The organism is Martinezella lusitana, assembly GCF_010668395.1.
Lineage (GTDB): Bacteria > Pseudomonadota > Alphaproteobacteria > Rhizobiales > Rhizobiaceae > Rhizobium > Rhizobium lusitanum_A.
The window spans coordinates 182,423-200,422 of the sequence record NZ_WUEY01000007.1 but is presented as its reverse complement, the minus strand read 5'-3'; the positions used below and the strand labels follow the sequence as shown (position 1 = coordinate 200,422).

The 18,000-nt window shown below is 61.2% G+C and carries 21 protein-coding genes; 9 read left to right on the top strand and 12 right to left on the bottom strand.

What is annotated here, in order from left to right; all coding sequences use genetic code 11:
• Window positions 1-81: 81 nt before the first annotated feature.
• Window positions 82-792: a TIGR02117 family protein gene (locus GR212_RS18010; RefSeq protein ID WP_204326638.1), complete on the top strand. Its 711-nt coding sequence runs from the start codon at window positions 82-84 to the stop codon at window positions 790-792.
• Between the two features lie 119 nt (window positions 793-911).
• Complete coding sequence (locus tag GR212_RS18005) at window positions 912-1,547, top strand: glyoxalase superfamily protein (protein ID WP_163987941.1); 636 nt, start codon at window positions 912-914, stop codon at window positions 1,545-1,547.
• 40 nt (window positions 1,548-1,587) lie between these two features.
• On the opposite strand, the gene bluB is transcribed toward GR212_RS18005, so the two are convergent.
• On the bottom strand, window positions 1,588-2,334 hold the full coding sequence (bluB, locus tag GR212_RS18000) for a 5,6-dimethylbenzimidazole synthase (RefSeq protein ID WP_204326637.1): 747 nt from the start codon (window positions 2,332-2,334) through the stop codon (window positions 1,588-1,590).
• On the bottom strand, window positions 2,321-2,575 hold the full coding sequence (locus GR212_RS17995; protein WP_163987940.1) for a hypothetical protein: 255 nt from the start codon (window positions 2,573-2,575) through the stop codon (window positions 2,321-2,323). Before GR212_RS17995 ends, bluB begins: the two co-directional genes overlap by 14 nt.
• A gap of 154 nt (window positions 2,576-2,729) precedes the next feature.
• On the opposite strand from GR212_RS17995, the gene GR212_RS17990 reads away from it, so the two are divergent.
• Window positions 2,730-3,644: a cation diffusion facilitator family transporter gene (locus GR212_RS17990; RefSeq protein ID WP_163987939.1), complete on the top strand. Its 915-nt coding sequence runs from the start codon at window positions 2,730-2,732 to the stop codon at window positions 3,642-3,644.
• Between the two features lies 1 nt (window position 3,645).
• Entirely contained in the window at window positions 3,646-4,110 is a 465-nt protein-coding gene (gene queF / locus GR212_RS17985; RefSeq protein WP_113502278.1) for a preQ(1) synthase, read from the top strand.
• Between the two features lie 59 nt (window positions 4,111-4,169).
• Here the strand turns inward: queF and GR212_RS17980 are convergent, their stop codons facing one another.
• On the bottom strand, window positions 4,170-4,976 hold the full coding sequence (locus GR212_RS17980; RefSeq protein WP_163987938.1) for a DUF2076 domain-containing protein: 807 nt from the start codon (window positions 4,974-4,976) through the stop codon (window positions 4,170-4,172).
• A 231-nt stretch (window positions 4,977-5,207) separates the two neighbouring features.
• On the opposite strand from GR212_RS17980, the gene GR212_RS17975 reads away from it, so the two are divergent.
• The gene (locus GR212_RS17975) at window positions 5,208-5,795 is read left to right on the top strand and encodes an ATP-dependent Clp protease proteolytic subunit (RefSeq protein ID WP_163987937.1); all 588 of its coding nucleotides are present in this window, start codon (window positions 5,208-5,210) and stop codon (window positions 5,793-5,795) included.
• 283 nt (window positions 5,796-6,078) lie between these two features.
• On the opposite strand, the gene GR212_RS17970 is transcribed toward GR212_RS17975, so the two are convergent.
• The 3 genes from GR212_RS17970 to GR212_RS17960 are packed head-to-tail and all read right to left on the bottom strand — an operon-like array spanning window position 6,079 to window position 8,417.
• Window positions 6,079-6,462, bottom strand: coding sequence for a VOC family protein (locus GR212_RS17970; protein ID WP_163987936.1), 384 nt, complete (start codon window positions 6,460-6,462; stop codon window positions 6,079-6,081).
• Entirely contained in the window at window positions 6,428-7,612 is a 1,185-nt protein-coding gene (locus GR212_RS17965) for an MFS transporter (protein WP_163987935.1), read from the bottom strand. The genes GR212_RS17970 and GR212_RS17965 overlap by 35 nt, the downstream gene beginning before the upstream one ends.
• A gap of 22 nt (window positions 7,613-7,634) precedes the next feature.
• The gene (locus tag GR212_RS17960) at window positions 7,635-8,417 is read right to left on the bottom strand and encodes a DeoR/GlpR family DNA-binding transcription regulator (protein ID WP_163987934.1); all 783 of its coding nucleotides are present in this window, start codon (window positions 8,415-8,417) and stop codon (window positions 7,635-7,637) included.
• Window positions 8,418-8,608: 191 nt separating this feature from the next.
• Here GR212_RS17960 and GR212_RS17955 point away from each other — a divergent pair, with 191 nt between their 5' ends.
• Together GR212_RS17955 and leuA are read left to right on the top strand one after the other, a co-directional pair.
• The gene (locus GR212_RS17955) at window positions 8,609-9,793 is read left to right on the top strand and encodes a benzoate/H(+) symporter BenE family transporter (RefSeq protein ID WP_163988103.1); all 1,185 of its coding nucleotides are present in this window, start codon (window positions 8,609-8,611) and stop codon (window positions 9,791-9,793) included.
• A gap of 328 nt (window positions 9,794-10,121) precedes the next feature.
• Window positions 10,122-11,828, top strand: coding sequence for a 2-isopropylmalate synthase (gene leuA / locus GR212_RS17950; protein WP_163987933.1), 1,707 nt, complete (start codon window positions 10,122-10,124; stop codon window positions 11,826-11,828).
• A 102-nt stretch (window positions 11,829-11,930) separates the two neighbouring features.
• Here the strand turns inward: leuA and GR212_RS17945 are convergent, their stop codons facing one another.
• The 5 genes from GR212_RS17945 to GR212_RS17925 form a co-directional block, all read right to left on the bottom strand.
• Window positions 11,931-12,392, bottom strand: coding sequence for a GNAT family N-acetyltransferase (locus GR212_RS17945; protein WP_163987932.1), 462 nt, complete (start codon window positions 12,390-12,392; stop codon window positions 11,931-11,933).
• A 74-nt stretch (window positions 12,393-12,466) separates the two neighbouring features.
• Window positions 12,467-12,667 carry a hypothetical protein gene (locus tag GR212_RS17940; protein WP_163987931.1) on the bottom strand — a complete coding sequence of 67 codons (201 nt, stop codon included), beginning with the start codon at window positions 12,665-12,667 and terminating at the stop codon, window positions 12,467-12,469.
• Window positions 12,668-12,767: 100 nt separating this feature from the next.
• Window positions 12,768-13,592: an anti-sigma factor gene (locus GR212_RS17935; protein ID WP_163988102.1), complete on the bottom strand. Its 825-nt coding sequence runs from the start codon at window positions 13,590-13,592 to the stop codon at window positions 12,768-12,770.
• A gap of 21 nt (window positions 13,593-13,613) precedes the next feature.
• Window positions 13,614-14,126, bottom strand: a complete 513-nt coding sequence (locus tag GR212_RS17930; RefSeq protein WP_163987930.1) for an RNA polymerase sigma factor — start codon at window positions 14,124-14,126, stop codon at window positions 13,614-13,616.
• A 470-nt stretch (window positions 14,127-14,596) separates the two neighbouring features.
• Window positions 14,597-15,535 carry a metallophosphoesterase family protein gene (locus tag GR212_RS17925; RefSeq protein ID WP_163987929.1) on the bottom strand — a complete coding sequence of 313 codons (939 nt, stop codon included), beginning with the start codon at window positions 15,533-15,535 and terminating at the stop codon, window positions 14,597-14,599.
• Window positions 15,536-15,585: 50 nt separating this feature from the next.
• On the opposite strand from GR212_RS17925, the gene GR212_RS17920 reads away from it, so the two are divergent.
• A complete protein-coding gene (locus GR212_RS17920) occupies window positions 15,586-16,077 on the top strand; it encodes an NUDIX domain-containing protein (RefSeq protein WP_163987928.1) in 492 nt (163 codons plus the stop codon).
• 15 nt (window positions 16,078-16,092) lie between these two features.
• Here GR212_RS17920 and GR212_RS17915 read toward each other — a convergent pair whose 3' ends face one another.
• Window positions 16,093-17,082 (bottom strand): glutathione S-transferase family protein, encoded by a 990-nt coding sequence (locus tag GR212_RS17915; RefSeq protein ID WP_163987927.1) that lies wholly within the window; start codon window positions 17,080-17,082, stop codon window positions 16,093-16,095.
• A 351-nt stretch (window positions 17,083-17,433) separates the two neighbouring features.
• On the opposite strand from GR212_RS17915, the gene GR212_RS17910 reads away from it, so the two are divergent.
• On the top strand, window positions 17,434-18,000 hold the full coding sequence (locus GR212_RS17910) for a GNAT family N-acetyltransferase (protein WP_163988101.1): 567 nt from the start codon (window positions 17,434-17,436) through the stop codon (window positions 17,998-18,000).

Sequence of the window (18,000 nt, the reverse complement as noted above, 5' to 3'; positions counted from 1 at the left end):
GAAAAGTGCATGGGGATATTTTTTGCCTTGAAAGAGCCGGCAAACACCTGAAGACATCTTTTGTCGGGCGGGGGGCTTCGGTTGTCGATAGCAAAGATAGTCAAGGGTGTTCTGATCGCCGTGCTGGCGCTCGTCGCAATCGCCGGTCTCGGCATCGCCGTGCCGCGCCCGCTGTGGCATGACGAATCAGCCTCGGTCGAGCCTTCGCGACAGGTCCTTATGCTCAGCAATTCCATCCACACGGATATCGCCATCCCCGCCGATGACGATCTGATCGCCCGTTTCGCATTCCTGAGGGCGGGCGGCCTTGATCTCGACAATCCGAACCTGCGCTATCTCGTTTTCGGCTGGGGCGGCCGGAGCTTCTATACGGAGACGCGGACATGGGCCGATTTGAAGGCTGTTCCTGTCCTGAAGAGCTTCACGCTGGATCGTTCCGTCATCCATGCGGAACTGGCCGGGAATATTCCGCTGGATGCCCCCGCCGTCACGGCGATCAGCATCGATGCCGAGGGGCTGGAGCGGCTCAAGCAGTTCATTCTCGGCAGTTTCGAGCAAAGGAATAACCAGCCGAGCCCGCTGATCGGCAGCAATTACGGTGAGAACGATGCATTCTTCGAGGCGCGCGGATATTTCAACGCGCTGATGGGATGCAATACCTGGACGGCAGCTGCTCTGAGACAGGCAGGCGTGACGTCCGGACTTTGGACGGCCTTGCCGTGGATGCTGCGCTTGTCGCTGCGCCTGCATAACGGGGAGGCGCGTTTTGCGGCAGGTCAGGCGCTGCCGTGAGGCGGTTTGACTTGCCGCGGGTTGTAACCTAGTCTTTCACCCGTTCCTGTGGGGCACATCGGCATTGGGGCCGAAAGGGCTAGGCCTGCCCGCTGATTGTTCTCAGCAGGAGTCTGCCCATGCCAACCCTCGATACCTATCGCAAGCAAGCCAAGCTCTTGATGCGCTGGCACCGTGATCGCGATTATTCCATCGGCGGGAGAGTTCGCGTGCTCGACCGTTTCAAGGCGCTGACGGATCGCGAGATCCTGGCGATGAAGTTTCCTTTGACGCTGGCGCAGGAGATCGTTGCGGTCGAGGCGGGCCACGGGAACTGGGCTGCGTTGAAGGCCGTGGCAGTGGATGCGCCGAAGATGCCGGCGGCATCATCCGAACCTCCGGTTTTCAAGAGTGTCATACCGATCCTTTTCGTGCGGGATGTGATTGCCTGCGCGGCGTTCTTCCGGGAGAAGCTGGGTTTTGCGGCGGAGTTCTTGCATGGGGCGCCGCCGTTCTATGGAGCGGTGTCGCGCGACGGCATCTGGATCCACTTGCGGCTCGTCCAAGAACCCTATTTCGCGGCCGCTGCGGCGAAGGAGAAATCGCTCATCCTGGCTTCGATCGAGGTTTCGAATGTCCAGGCATTGTTCGAGGAGTTCAAGGCCAAGGGCGTCGAGTTCGCCCAGCCGCTGATGAAGCAGGCATGGGGCGGCACCGATTTCCATGTGCGCGATCCGGATGGCAACGTGATTTCGTTTGTCGCGTTCAGATCTTGATGCCTGGAGCCGTCGAGGTTCGCGGGAATGGCGGCGGCCCTTACATCTCCTCGCAGTCCTGCCAGCCCTCTTCGAAAACAAGCTTGTCGAGCGGCAGGCGCTCGCGCCATCCCTTCACGGCGAGTTCCGGCATGTCGTAAAGCTCGTCGACATAGCCGACGCAGAGCCACGCGACAATCTTGACGTGCTCGGGTATGCCGAGAATCGCCTTGATGGCATCCTCGTGGAAGATGCTGACCCAGCCGACGCCGACGCCTTCGGCCCGCGCGGCAAGCCAGAGATTCTGGACGGCGCAGACGGTCGAATAGACGTCCGTCGCCGGATTGTGCGTGCGTCCGAGCACGACCGGGCCGCCGCGCGTGGTATCGCAGGTGATGCAGATGCTGAGCGGCGCCTTGCGGATGCCCTCGAGCTTCAGCCGCTGATATTGGGCGCGGCGATCGCCCTCGAACATCCGGCAGGCTTCCTCATTGGCTTGATGAAATGCCCGCCACACACGCTCGCGCGTTTCGGCCTGGCGAATGAGGATGAAGTTCCAAGGCTGCATGAACCCGACCGATGGCGCGGCGTGCGCCGCTTCGAGCAAGCGCCTGACGAGAGCGTCGGGCAGGGGATCGGGCCGGAACTGGTCGCGCACGTCCCGCCGCGTCTCGATGGCGCGATAGACGGCGTTGCGCTCTCCTTCCGAGAATGCGCCTGCGGCGACAAGGTGCTCCGATAGGCCGCTAGGAGCGTCGGCGATGGAAGGTGCAACACCGGCACCGGTGGGATCGTCAAGAACGGACATAATCAACAATGGCTTTATAAAACGGCGGATCGATGTCGCCCACTATCGCACATCGGGCTGATGCGCAGCTTAGTGCGGGATCGCCGGGAAAATTACCAGCGAGATTTTCCACAGGCGAGCTCATGGCCGGCTTCCAATGGTCGCGGAGCGCCGGCCAGTGAAATGTTCCCGTCACGTTCAGGCTGCCATGATCGGCATCGGCCCCATGTGATTTCCGCTGCAGGGATGAATTGTGGTGCATTGGTCGCCTCCTTCCTTTGACAAACATATCGTCCTAGCCCATATGGACGCCAATGAGCCGCCTGCGCGAATTTCGCGCGGGCGGTTTTGCATTTCAACGGCGCCTTTTTTGCAATTCATTCGCATAAGCAGGCGCAGGGACAGTGGAGAAGAGCATGAGTGCTCAGGGAAACGATACGATCAGGCGGCTTGCCCTCTGGGGCATTCCGCTGTCGCTCGGCGTCATGGGGCTGAAGATGCTGGCCTGGTGGCTGACAGGCTCGGTGGCGCTTTTGTCCGATGGGCTTGAATCCATCGTCAATGTCGTCGCCGCCTTCATAGCCTTTTTCGTCATCCGATATGCGCAAAAGCCGGCCGATCACGATCACCCCTTCGGCCACCACAAGGCGGAATATCTGTCCGCCGTCACCGAAGGCGTGATGATCGTCGTGGCGGCGCTGATGATCGTGCAGGAAGCGGTCGGGCATCTCGGCAATCCCCAGCCGATGCAGGCGCCGGTACTCGGTCTGGCGATCAACTTCGTCGCGGGCGTCATCAACGGCCTATGGGCGCTGACGCTAATCCGGGCCGGTAAAGCGCACCGCTCGCCGGCGCTGACGGCGGACGGGCAGCACATCATGTCCGACGTCTATACGTCGATCGGCGTGCTCATCGGCCTTTTGCTGGCGCTCGCCACAGGCTACCCGATCTTCGATCCCCTGCTTGCCATTCTCGTCGCCATCAACATTCTCTATCAGGGCTGGAAGGTCATCTCCGCCTCCATCGACGGGCTGATGGACAAGGCCGTGCTGCCGGAGGAAGAGGCCGTCATCAAGGATGCGATCGCCAAGAATGCCGAGGGGTCGCTTGGCGTTCACGACCTGAAGACGCGCAGGGCCGGGGCCGTGACCTTCGTCGATTTCCATATGGTGGTGCCGGCCGCCATGCCGGTGCGTGACGCGCATCGCATCTGCGACCGCCTTGAAGACGCCATACGGGCGATCCATGCGGGTTCGGAAATAACCATTCATGTGGAGCCGGAGGGCGAAAAGGCCCATGGCATTCGCGTCAAAGTGATCAAGGAGACCTGAGATGCCTCAAACCGATGTGTCCGGCCTGTCGATGCTCGGCAGCCACACGGAAACGGCCGCAAATCCCGAAGCGGCCGTTCTGGAGAAAGTGCCGTCGGGCCACGCCGGCACCGATTATGTCGTGCGCTTCACCGCGCCGGAATTCACCTCGCTTTGCCCGATGACGGGACAGCCGGATTTTGCCCACATCGTCATCGACTACATTCCGAACGAATGGCTGGTGGAATCGAAGTCGCTGAAGCTCTTCCTGCATTCCTTCCGCAACCACGGCGCATTCCATGAGGATTGCTCGATCTATATCGCCAAGCGGCTGGTGGATCTGCTGCAGCCGAAATGGCTGCGCATCGGCGCCTATTGGTATCCGCGCGGCGGCATTCCGATCGATGTCTTCTGGCAGACCGGCAAGCCGCCGGAGGGCGTGTGGCTGCCGGATCAGGGTGTGCAACCCTATCGCGGCCGAGGCTGAATGAAAAAAAGCCGCCATCCCGAGATGGCGGCTTTCTGTTAGGTTGGCAACGCGCCGGCTCAGGCAAACGAGCTATCGTCGCCGTTGTCGGCTGAATCGTCATAGTCGTCATCCTGCGCGTCCTGGGCAGCGTCCTGGGCGTAATCGGCCGCGCTCTGATCATTCTGATCGCTATTGTCGTCATTGCCGAAATAGTTGTTGTTGATGATCGTTTCCTGCACCGGCTGTTCGGCTGCATTGGCCGCCGTGCCCCCGAAGAGGCCGCTGCCGGAATTTCCGCCGAAGAGACCACCGCCCGTGCCGCCCAGATGGGGGCTGAACAGGCTGGAGAGCGATTCCGCCAGCATCACGCCGCCGGCGACGCCGGCTGCCGTTCCGAGCGCGCCGCGCAGGAAGCCGCCGCCGGCCGATGGGCCGGCTGCCTGCTGGCTCCATGGGCCGGATGGCTGCGGCTGGCCGGACCAAGGACCAGACGACTGCGGTGCGTTGCGGGCATAATCGTCATAGAGGCGGCCCTGCTGCTGGGGATAGCCACCCTGCGGCGCGGCTGCGCGCTGCTGCTGGCCGCCGCCGAAAAGCGAGCCGATTCCGCCTAGGAAACCGCCGCTCTGACCCTGCTGATGGCTGTCGGCGCCCTGCTGCTCGAGCTCGTGCACGCGCGCCTCGAGTTGCTGGATGCGATCGGCCGCGGCCTTCATGCCCTGTTCCTGCATGATGACGGCCTGCGCCAGGAAATAAGGCGCATAAGGCTGGTCGCGGATCGACTGGTTGATGAAGTTCTCTGCGTCGGCGTCGCGCTGGGTATTGGATGCGCCGCGCACGCGATCGAAGAGAGAGGAGAGCAATTGACGTTCTTCAGGCGACATGATGGCCTCCTTGGCTATCTGTTGCTGTAAATTCGGGGCGCGATCCTTGCCGCGCTGACCTGACGTAGGATCCAATCTCGGTTTTTCAAAGCCATTCAAGTTACATTTCGGTAATCCGCAACCATAACACCATGTTCCCGAGCGCTATTCCCGCCTTGTCTTTTTCCGGCATTGTTTTACGCATTGAGTCGCACTATGTGCGGTGAACGACGCATCATGCTGGAGAGTTGAATGAACGACGAAGACGAACAGGAAGACAAGAAGACCGAGCAGCCCTTGGGCAAGGACGCGGAGGCGAATCTTTTCAAGTCGCGTTCGATCTTCATTTATGGCGGCATCACGCAGGAACTGGCGCAGAAGGTCTGCTCGCAGCTCGTGGCGCTCGCTGCCGCCAGCGATGACGACATCCGCATCTATGTGAACTCGCCCGGCGGCCATGTCGAATCCGGCGATTCCATTCACGACATGATCAAGTTCATCAAGCCGAAGGTTTGGGTGATCGGCACGGGTTGGGTCGCTTCCGCCGGTGCGCTGATCTATGTCGCCGCTCCGAAGGAGCGCCGCATTTGCCTGCCGAACACGCGCTTCCTGCTGCATCAACCGTCCGGCGGCACGCGCGGCATGGCTTCCGACATCGAGATCCAGGCACGCGAGATCATCAAGATGAACGAGCGCCTGAACAGGATCTTCGCGGAAGCCACCGGCCAGTCGATCGAAAAGATCGCCAAGGATACGGATCGCGACTACTGGCTCTCCGCCGAGGAAGCCAAGGCTTACGGGCTGGTCTCGCGCATCGTGACCTCGCAGGCGGATATCTGACCTGGAATTGCGTAAAAGCAAAGAGATGGAGCGGCTGCGCGATTCCATGAAATCGCTGAACCGCTCTACCGGATTTGCCTGGTTGATTTGAGCGCCTCGCTTGCCGGAAGGCAGTCGGGGCGCTTTGCCGTTTGGGGAATGTGGATCGGTCCGCGCCGGAGGAAATGTGCTGGCGACGGAAGGATCCGTCGCCAGCTTTCGCCACTCGGGAGTTTGCAACGTTTCCGGGAGCAGCGAACTCGGAAGATTTGCGATGACGGGCAGGCCCGGTTTGCGCGACTTCCTACGTGGTAATCTCGACCGGCGTTCCGTCCGGCATGGTGATGACGGCCTCGTAGAAGCCATCCCCGGTGGTGCGGGGAGCGGATTTCAGGCAGCCATCCGCTCCGCATCGTTCGGCCAGGGCATCCACGGCTGCCTTGCTGCCGAGCGATACCGCTATATGATCCCAGCCGATGCGCTCATCGGGCGCTTCGGGAGAAAGCCATGGGCCGGTCATCAGCTCGATCTGGTCGCCGCCCTCGGGCAAATGGACGAAGCGGGAGACGAAGCCGGGGCGGCGCTTGCTTTCGTACGGCTCACCGACGGTCGCGCTGAAATAGCTCTCCCAGAATTTCGCCGCGGCATCGATATCAGACGTCCACAGAGCGGTATGAGCGATCCGCATTGGCCTCTCCCTGTTCCTGGTTGCGGGTGACGATGCCGGCGCAAAGGGGTGCGACGCAAAGCAACAGGGCGAGCAGCCAGAAGGCGCCGGGCAGGCCGAGATAGTCTGCCGCGAAACCGACGCCGGCGGGGCCGACCAGGACGCCCGCATATCCCGTCATGGTGATCGCCGCGACGGCCAGGCCTGCCGGCATGACTTTCTGTGCGCCGCCCTTGCGGAACAGCACCGGGACAATGTTTGAGGCGCCGAGCCCGATCAGCAGGAAGCCGCTCATGGCAAGGATCGCGAAGGGGCTGAGCAGCACGATGGCGAAGCCCGCCAATGCGATGACACCACCCCACAGCATGATGGCCCTGTCTCCGAACCTTGCGGTGACGGCATCGCCGCCCAGCCGGCCCGCCGTCATCGCGATTGCGAACAGCATGTAGCCAAGACCGCCATGGCTCGCATCGACCCGGCCCTGGGTGGTGAGAAGCAGGGCACTCCAGTCGAGGATGGCGCCTTCGACGAGGAAGGTGATGGCCGCAAGGGCTGCAAGCAGCAGAACGAAGCCGCGAGGGACGACGAAGAGCGGCGCGTCGTCCGATTGGACGGTGCGGAGCAGGCGCGGCCATGCTGCGATCATCGCGACGACCATCACGGCCGAACATAGCAGCGTGGCGACGAGGGGGCCGGCCTTGACCGACAGAAGCAGGGTGACGAGCAGGGAGCCGGCGAAGCCGCCGATGCTGAACAGGGCGTGGAAGCCGGACATCAGCGGCCTGTCCGCACCTTTCTCGACTTCGACGGCATGAATGTTCATGGCAACGTCCAGCGATCCGAGGCAGGCGCCGAAAGCCGCCAGCGCAATGCCGAGGGTAAACGGCGTGCCGGCCAAAGCCAGCGTCGGCAAGACAAGTGCGAGCCCGAGGCCGCCCGCAATGATGATCGGCTTGCTGCCATAGCGCGCGCTCAGCATGCCGGTCGCAAGCATCGCCGCCACCGAGCCCAGGCCCAGGCAAAGCAGCAGGATGCCCAGCACGCCGTCATCGACCCCGAGACGAGCTTTGGCGAAAGGAACCAGCGGTGCCCAGCAGGCGAGGGCAAAACCCGCAACCAGAAAGGCAAGTCGTGTTGCCAGCCGGGTTTCCGGCCGATCGGTGGATTGCATGGTCATTCCTTGTCTTTCGAGATCAGGGGGAGGCGACGTCGCCCGCCTTTACGAGCGAGAAGCCGGCTTCGACCGCGGCTGTCTCATCAGTCTCGGGCAGGTCGTTTTCGACGATCAGCCAGTCGATGTCGGCAGCGGCGCCGATACGGTGCGGCGCGCGTTCGTGAAATTTCTCCGACGTAATCAACGCGATGCGCGACGCGCTTCTTTTGAGGAGCATCCGTTTGAAGATCGCATCCGCATGTTCGTACACGCTGATGCCGCCTCCGGCCGAGATGGCGCAGACACCCAGGAAGCAGCGGTCGATGTTCATGGCTTCGATGGCCGCGACGGCGGAAGCATCGACACTGCCGCCGACGATTGGATTGACGGCTCCGCCGATCAGGATGAGCGGAATGTCGCCGCGCTTCATGACCGCGCTCGCTATGTCGATGGAATTCGTCGCGATCGTTACTTCCAGGTTCTTCTGCAGCAAGTCCACCATCTCGAGATTGGTGCTGCCGCTGTCGAGAAAGAGGAATTCTCCAGGCTCGATCATCGCAACCGCCGCCCGCGCCAATACTCTCTTGCGACCGGTTTCCTGTCCGATCCGCGCGGATATGGGCTGCGACGGCGTCAGCAACGGCAGCGCGCCGCCGTAGACGCGCCGGCATTTGCCTTCGGCAGCAAGGGCCCGCAGATCCCTGCGTACGGCATCCTCTGAAACATCGAACTCCGCCGCAAGCGAGGCAGCGATGATCTGCCGTCCTTCTGCGAGTCGCGCCTCTATGACATCCCGACGGGAGAGTGGAAGTGAAGTGTTCATGAATTTTCATTAACGTGCATAAACAAGAGAGTCAATTCGCACGTTTGTACACGATTTGACGCAGTCCCGAAATATTGAGCGATTGCGACCTCGATTCTTACCGTCATTTTGCCCGGAAACTGCACTTGCACGCCTGACGCTTGTAATGCTCCATGCGGGCTCAATCGTTCTTCGTCCGGGTCTTCATCGCCATGCTCAAAGATTTCTCCGTTCAAAGCCTGTTCATGGGATGTCTCACGGCTTTCGTCGGCTTTGCCAGTTCCTTCGCCGTCGTCTTCCATGGACTGCAGGCGGTGGGCGCCACGGATGCGCAGGCGGCCTCCGGCCTGATGGCGCTTTCGGTCGCCATGGGCCTATGCGCCATCGTTCTCAGTGTGGTGACGAGGCTTCCCATCAGCATCGCCTGGTCGACGCCGGGTGCGGCGTTGCTCGCAAGCGCGGGGGCGATAGACGGCGGCTTTTCGGCGGCGGTCGGTGCGTTCTTCATCTGTGGCATATTGATCGTCATTGCCGGGCTGTTCCGGCCCTTCGGCCGTGCCGTTGCGGCCATTCCGGCGCCGCTCGCCAATGCCATGCTGGCGGGTGTCCTGCTCGGCCTTTGCTTCGCCCCCGTGAAGGCGATCGCTTTCAATCCGGCCTTCGGTCTTCCGATCATCCTCGCCTGGATCGTCGTCGGCTCGTTCAAGCGGCTTTGGGCAGTGCCGGCCGCGCTTGCCGCCTTCGCCCTGGTTCTGGCGTTCGGCGTGAAGATACCGGACGGCGCGCTTGCCTCGCTCGAGCACTCGCTGCTGCCGACGGTCGAATTCGTCAAGCCGGTCTTCACGCTCGCCGGCATCGTTTCCATTGCACTGCCGCTGTTCATCGTGACGATGGCGTCGCAGAACATCCCCGGTATCGCCGTGCTGAAGGTGCATCACTACGATCCCAAGCCGGGTCCGCTGTTTGCCGTGACCGGCGTGTTTTCGCTGCTTGCCGTTCCGTTCGGCGGTCATGCCGTCAATCTCGCCGCCATCACGGCCGCCATGTGCGCCGGGCAGGATGCGCATGCCGATCCCAAGCGGCGCTATTGGGCGGCGATCATTGCCGGCATCGGCTATGTCATCCTCGGATTGCTGGCGAGTGCCGTGACGGCTTTCGTGGCGCTCGCGCCGCCGATTCTCATCGAGGCGGTCGCCGGCCTGGCGCTGGTCGGTGCGCTGTCGAACTCCGCGCTGAACGCTTTCCAGCAGCCGGAATCGCGCGAGGCTGCGGCCATCACTTTTCTCGTCACGGCATCGGGTGTTTCCTTCGGCGGGATTTCAGGCGCCTTCTGGGGCTTGATCGCCGGCGGATTGATGCTGGCGCTGTCGCGTGGCGTGCAGATGCTGAAGAAGTGAGCAGGGGGTTGCTTCTTTCCGATCGGGCGGCTATAAGCGCGGCCATGAAGTTGACTGGCGCAAAGATTTCCGAACAGATTGCACGCGGGCGTGTTGCCTTGCGTGACAATACGCGCGCCCTTACCTCGCTTCTCCTCCTCGGCCTTACGCGCGGTTGCCGGGTCCTTTGAGGAGCGCCCGGCGGCCGAAAAGCCCGCTGGCCATCGCTCCTCGCGACTTACCCTAAAATCGACAGCTTACCCGCAAAGGGTCCGCATTTATCATCGCCAAGCCGCATCCGATCGGCTAAGACGCGGGATAAAATGACGGGAAAGGAAGAGACGAGACCATGGACGCGAACAGCCATTCCCCCAAAGGCATGCCCGACGCAGCGGTGAAATACCGCGCCTATCCCCAAATCAACATTTCCGACCGGACCTGGCCGTCCAAGATCATCACCAAGGCGCCGATCTGGTGTTCGGTCGATCTGCGCGACGGCAACCAGGCGCTCGTCGATCCTATGGGACATGACCGCAAGGCGCGCATGTTCCAGTTGCTGCTGGATATGGGCTTCAAGGAAATCGAGATCGGCTTCCCCTCCGCTTCGCAGACCGACTTCGATTTTGCCCGCTGGTGCATCGAACAGGGTAACGTGCCCGCCGACGTGTCGCTGCAGGTTCTGGTCCAGTGCCGTCCGGAATTGATTACCCGCACCTTCGAGGCGCTGGAAGGCGCCAACAAGCCGATCGTGCATTTCTACAATTCCACCAGCGAATTGCAGCGCCGCGTGGTGTTTGCCAAGGATGTGCAGGGTATCAAGCAGATCGCCGTCGATGCGGCGAAGATGATTACCGACATGGCGGCAAAGGCCGGCGGCGGCTATCGCTTCGAATATTCCCCGGAAAGCTTCACCGGCACCGAGCTGGACGTGGCGCTGGAGATCTGCAACGCGGTCATCGACGTCGTAAAACCGACGCCGGACAACAAGCTGATCATCAACCTGCCGTCCACCGTGGAAATGGCAACGCCGAACATCTATGCCGACCAGATCGAATGGATGTGCCGCAACCTCGACAATCGCGAAAATCTGATCATCTCGCTGCACCCGCACAATGACCGCGGCACCGGCATCGCCGCTGCCGAACTGGCCCTGATGGCGGGCGCGGACCGCGTCGAGGGCACGCTGTTCGGCAATGGCGAGCGCACCGGCAATGTCGATGTCGTCACCATGGCGCTGAACATGTTCACGCAAGGGGTCGACCCCGAGCTGGATTGCTCGAACATCGAGCGCATGAAGGAAGTCTTCGAATATTCCAACCAGATGGCGATCGGCGAACGTCATCCTTATGTCGGCGAACTGGTCTACACGGCCTTCTCCGGCTCGCATCAGGATGCGATCAACAAGGGCATGAAGGCGGCCAAGGTCGCCAACGATCCGGTCTGGGAAGTGCCCTATCTGCCGATCGACCCGCAGGATGTCGGCCGCACCTATGAGGCGATCATCCGCATCAACTCGCAGTCGGGCAAGGGCGGCATCGCCTACATCATGCAGCAGGACTACGGCTTGAACCTGCCGCGCAACCTCCAGGTGGAGTACCGCGAGGAGATCCAGCGCATTACGGACGAGGAAGGCAAGGAATTGCCGTCCAAGCGCATCTACGAGCATTTCATCGAGCGTTACGTGACGCAGCCGGACGCGCGGCTTCGCTTCGTCGACCATCACACCTTTGCCGATCCCGAGCATAAGGGGCAGCGAATCGTCGCCGCAGAGATCACCGACAACGGAGAGGTGAAGCGCATCGAGGGCCGTGGCAACGGCCCGATCGACGGCTTCATCAACGCGCTCTCGATCTATCTCGGCATTTCGATGTCCGTCGAGGACTATTCCGAGCACTCGCTGCAGCACGGCTCCAACGCCGCGGCAATCTCCTATGTCGAGATTTCCTATCCGGGCGGCAAGCTCTTCGGCGCCGGCATCAACACCAACATCGTCGCCGCGTCTCTCGAGGCAATCGTGTCGGCCGCCAACCGCGTGCTCGATATCAAGGCGGCCTGAGGCCGAAACAATCCGCAGCTTTTCGTGGAAATCCCCTCGGTTACGCCGGGGGGATTTTTTGTTCAGCTGGTGGCGAGTATCGGGGCGGGCAGCGCCGTCATCTCAAAGTAATTTGCGGTAGACGACGAAGCCGGAGCGCTCGGCTATCTTGTCGTAAACGCGCATCGCCTTTGCGTTGGTTTCGTGTGTCTGCCAGTAGACGCGATGCGAGCCCGCCTGCCGGGCCTGCGCATAAACACTTTCGATCAATGCGGATCCGACGCCCGTTCCGCGCGCGGCCTCGTCGGTAAACAGATCCTGCAGATAGCAGCTTGGCTCGATGGTTGTCGTGCTGCGGTGAAAGAGATAATGCGCCAGCCCGAGCAGACGGCCATCCCTTTCGGCGACGAGGGCATGCACTGGTTCATAGGCATCGAAAAAGCGCTGCCATGTCATTTGCGTGATGGCGTCGGGAAGGGCCGTTGCGCCGGAGCGCCCGTAAAACCTGTTGTAGCCTTCCCACAGGATCAGCCACTGCTCATAGTCTTCCCGGGCCACAAATCGAATACGAATGTCGTCAGCCATTTTCATGACCCGCTCAAGGAAGAACAGCAACTAGCAATGGAGCTGGCCATATCGACGACCCGCCGTCTCTGCATTCACGATTTTTGCGAGAGTGCGTCGCGCTGCTTTGTCAGGCGTTCGAGTTCCTCTTCCTGATCAGCGATCCGCTCCGATGTCCGTTCTTCGTCGGCTGCGCCGGAAAAGGCGGCTGCCTGTTCGATCAATTCACGAAGGTTTTCTCTTATCGCTGCGATACGCTTGTCGATTTCCGGAAGGGTCAGCAGAACGTCGGACATGTCGAAACTCCAGCAAAACTATTGGACTCTTGCGATTGCCGCAAATCATTATCCATCGGCCAGCTCGCAGCCGCAAGCTGCAAAACGAGCGGAAGCTCCATCAGATCTCTGAGGATACCCTGTTGGCGATCTGGTCGAGCATTGGATCCGAGGAGGGGCCCACGACGGCATAAACAGCGTCGTTGCGATGCCACGAGACGATGCTGATATCGTCCTTGATGGTTTCGTTGAAATCGTCGTCGTCGGCAGTGCCGTCGGCCTTGGTGAAACAGATGGCGACGACATCGCCATCGAGGTTCTTGTAGATCAGCTGTCCGACGGGCTTGCCGCCGGCGATGAACATCCGCCCACCCTGAAAGACGAGGCCTTCGGCGGCGAGATCCGGAAAGTTGAATTTGACGCCGACCGTGCTCACCAGCCACTTGGAGATCTCGTCGAGCTCGCTTGCCTGCATCTCGACCATGTGGCGCGGCTGGCGCGAATAGACGCGATGATAGGCCGCGATGTCATCCAGCCAGCTGCGCGCGGCAGCCTGAGCGGGGTTGGCCGGTGCAGCCGCCGGGACATCGGATGGCTGCATGCCGAAGAAATAGCCTATGCCGCCGCCAAGCGCGAACAGGATGAGGGCTGCTGCCAGCGACTGCCTGCCTGTCGGCGCCAGTTTCAGGGACGGCCGGGCGAGGCGGGGGGAAGTGTCGCGGGTTTTCGGAGGCTGCGTGCTCTTAATGGAGCGAACGAGTGCCAGCGGCACCGGCTCTTTCAGAACCTCGTCGAACGCCTTGCGGCCGACGTCGGAGCCATGTTTCAACTCATCGAAGATGCGGCGAGCGTCCGGGTCCGAAGCAAGGAGCTTTTCCAGCTCTTCCTTTTCTTCGCGACTCATCTCGCCATCCATGAAGGCGGACAGGCGGACTTCGAGCGGCATCTTCTTCATGTCTTGCAATTTTTAAAACCTTCGAGGCGAGCGGCTGTGACCCTGAGAGGCAAGGTAAAGGCGTGCGCTGGAGAGCCGCGACATCACTGCCGATAGCGGTATGCCGAGGATATCGGCTGCCTGCTTGTAGCTATGCCCTTCGACATCGACCAGCAGGAAGACACTCGCAAGCCCTTCGGGCAAAGATGTGACGAGACGGTGCGCTTCACTGGCTTCCACAGGATTTAAATGGATCCCCGATGCCGGTTCGCCCTGTTCCAGCGCATTGCCCTTGGCCGCCGGACGCAGCTTGTGACGCCGCGCCTCATCGACCCATTGATGCCGGGCCATGGTGTAGAGCCAGCTCTCCAGCTTGCTGCCGCTGTTCCAGAGATGGGACTTGGCGATGCCGCGCTGGCAGATGCTCTGGACAAGCTCATCCGCTTCGGCCAGATCGCCGGTCAGCGTCACCGCGAAGCGGCGGAGCTTCGGAAGAAGACCGACCAGATCCCGTCTGATATCGATGGCTGCTACCGGCGTTGGCATGGTCGTTCCAGCAAAGCGTTGGAGATTGTCGCACGGGCGATGCGCTTCCGCACGGAATGACCTTTCCTTTTGAAAGGGTCATATGCGCAATATGATCGTCCTGTATTGGTATGAACCATTTCTGTGCCGTTTCGCAAGTCTTCAAAAACACTCGCGCGCTGAACTGTCTTTCTTCGGGCGGCGATCCGACAGGGCACCGGCCCACACTGTTTCAATCGGCGTTCCCGGCCGTTGGCGATTGCATCGGCGATCGATGGGCCACGTCGTTTCTGCCGCCGCGGCCGCAGGTGCCGATGGGGAGCCGCGAGCAGGCGACGAGCGGAAAACCGGCAATGAAGACCGGCCCTGCAGTGCTCTTTGTCGCGGCATCAAAACCCATCGCAGCCTCCGGGATTCCGATGCTTCGATTGTAGCTCGGTATCTTAGAACGCGCTACCGAAACGATGCATGCGATGGTTTAAAAATGCCGATTACGTTGCCAGAATATCGATGCCTTTCGGGTCGATGCCGTTACCGTCGTCATTGAGGCTATAGCGTTCGGCATTGAGCTCCCAGGCGCCGGGGCGGCCGGCGATCGTGAAGAGGTTGTAGGCGGCGCGCGGCTTCAGGCCGCCGACCCCTTGTGACGCGGAGGCAATCCCGACGATCGGCACCGGACCCATCTGGCCGCGCAGCCAGTGCAGGGTGTTGAGGTGCGTATGGCCATGCAGGACAAGCTCGGCGCCCCCGGTCGAGAGGACGGCGCCAAAGCGGCGAATGCCGATCATGCGCTTATAGAAACTGGTCGCGCCCCGGATGGGTGGGTGATGGATCATGACGACGCGAAAGAGCCCGGCATCCCCGGTCGCCCGCAGAATGTTCACCGTCTCGCGCGCCTGGCGAGCGGAATAGAAGCCGCTTGCGGCAAAGGGCGGCGTGGCGACGGCGGTCGAACAGCCGATCAGCGCGACCTGCCCGCGGATGCGCAGGTAAGGGAAAATGTGCCGATCCTCCTGCCATTCCTCGGAAGCGCGGTCGCCTCTGACATAGGGATACCAGGCGCGCATGGCCCTTTCATAGGCGCCGGGCACATAGGCGTCGTGATTGCCGGGAACGACGGAGGTATCGAAAGGATTGCCGACGGTCTTCAGCCATGCGGCGGCGGTCTGGATCTCGATGCCGCTCGCGAGATTGACGAGATCTCCGGTCACCGCCAGATGATCGGTCTGCTTCGCCTTGATGTCGTCAAGAAGGAGGTCGAGCGTATCGCCAAAAAGATGCTTGCGCCGGTTTCGGTGCCAGTTCACAAATCCGGTAATGCGTTTGGAGGCGAGTTCTCTGATCGAAAGACGTGGAAGCGGACCAAGGTGAACATCGGAAATATGCGCGAGCTTGAACATGGGATGAGACATAGCCCACTCTATTGTCAAAACAAATACATCCCTGGTTCGATTGCAGATCGGGATGCCGGGGTTCGGGCATGAACGACGAGAACCGGCGGGACGAAAAGCAGGGTTTGGCGGTGCGGTTGTTCGGTCGCGCGCTGCATGTCTATTTCGCGCTGACCCGCAGCATGACGCTCGGCGTGCGCGCTGCCTGTTTCGATCAGGAAGGGCGGATCTTCCTCGTGCGGCACTCCTATATCGCCGGCTGGCACATGCCCGGCGGCGGCGTCGAGCGTCACGAGACGGTGGAGCAGGCGCTGGCCAAGGAATTGCGGGAGGAGGGCAATCTGGTGATCTCTGGAAGGCCGCAGCTCTTCCACGTCTATTTCAACAACCACACCAGCAAGCGCGACCATGTCGTTTTCTACCGGGTCGACGTCACGCAGAGCGCGCCGCGCAAGCCGGATCGCGAAATCGTCGAAAGCGGCTTCTTTCCGGTCGATGCGCTGCCGCCGCAGACGACCAAGGCAACCTATCGCAGGCTGAAGGAGCTGGAAGGAGCGGAGGCTCCCTCCAACTACTGGTAGCCGGCGGCGTTCAGGTCAGGCGGCTTTTGCCAGCTGCTCGCGGCCATGCGGGCGGTCGAAATCCAGTTCGGGGCCGATCGGCACGATGCCGGTCGGATTGATCGTCTTGTGGCTGCGATAATAGTGGTTCTTGATGTGCGCGATGTTCACCGTCTCGGCGACGCCTGCCACCTGATAGAGATCGCGCAGATAGGCCGAAAGGTTCGCATAATCGGCAATGCGGCGGATGTTGCATTTGAAATGGCCGACATAGACGGGGTCGAAGCGGACGAGCGTCGTGAACAGCCGCCAGTCGGCCTCCGTCAGCCGATCTCCGAACAAATAGCGTTGCGTCGCCAGCCGCTGGTCGAGCATGTCGAGGGTTTCGAAAAGGCGGAGCGCATTTTCCTGATAGGCCTCCTGCGTTGTCGCGAAGCCGGCCTTGTAGACGCCGTTATTGACCGTGTCGTAGATGCGCTCGTTCAGGGCATCGATATCGGCACGCAGATCGGCGGGATAGAAATCCGTCCTCGAGCCGGTCACCCCATCGAAGGCGCTGTTGAACATGCGGATGATTTCGGCCGATTCGTTGTTGACGATCGTGCCGGTCTGCTTGTCCCAGAGAACGGGCACGGTGACCCGGCCGGAATAGTGCGGATCGGCCTTGACGTATACTTCCCAAAGCTTGCCGGCACCGAACAGATGGTCGACGGTTCCACCGTCCTTCCCCTTGAATTCCCAACCGTTTTCCAGCATCAGCGGATCGACGACCGAGACCGGGATCAATTCCTCGAGCTTCTTCAGCTTGCGGAAGATCAGGGTTCTGTGCGCCCAGGGGCAGGCGAGCGAGACATAGAGATGATAGCGTCCGGGCTCTGCCTTGAAGCCGCCCGTGCCTGTGGGGCCGGGGCTGCCATCCGCGGTCACCCAGTTGCGAAACTGCGACGCGGCGCGCTTGAAATGGCCCTTCGTCTCTTTGGTATCGTACCAGACGTCTTGCCAGACGCCGTCCACCAACATGCCCATAGCTCAATCCTTTCGGGGAAACTGCCGAAAACCTGCATTGAAGATACGGTATGTGCGCCGGATTTCGATACGGCAAATGATGAACACTGCGTTGCGGGTATTGCCGGCAGGTTTTTCGCATCGGCGATAGACATTGAAAAAACCGCGATGCCGGTACGATCTTGCATCAAGAGATGTCAGCGTGCATTTTGCATTGGACGTGCAGAATATTTCCTGCTATCCGGCTTTTCACACTTTAAGGACCCCTTGTCATGAAAGTCACCAGAAGCCTGCGACGACGCCGATGACCTTGAACGCTCCATGAGCGCATTCGAGAACAATATCGTCCGTCTATCTGGTTTCCTTGGTCTAATGTACAAGCACGATCTGGTCTACCTCACTGAGGATGCGTCGCACGACGCTGTCATCGAACTCATCAACGAAGAAGCGTTCGGCCCGGGCCGGTTTACGCGTGCCGCCGCGCGCATCCGCGAGCAGGGGCCGCATGATCGGTTGTTATCCTTCATCTGCGCCGACGACGGCGAGACGATCGCCTCCGTGCGCATGACGCCGGTGCTGGCCGGATCGGTCAAGGGGCATCTGCTTGGCCCGCTTGCCGTGCGCCCCTCGCACAAGAACAAGGGCATCGGCCGCGAGCTCGTGCGGATTGCCGTCGAGGCGGCCAAGCGCAAGGGATCGGACGCGGTCATTCTCGTCGGTGATCCGCCCTATTATGGGCCGCTCGGTTTCGAGAAAGTTGCCTATAACGCACTGACTTTCCCAGGCCCCGTCGATCCCAACCGGGTGCTGGTCGTGCCGATTGCCGCTGACACGCATGCGCGGCTGCATGGCCCGATTGCCTGGCGGGACGATTCCGTTTCAGCCGTCGAAACCGATGACCTGGACGATGTCGCGCCGCTCGCGAGGATCGCGGTCTGA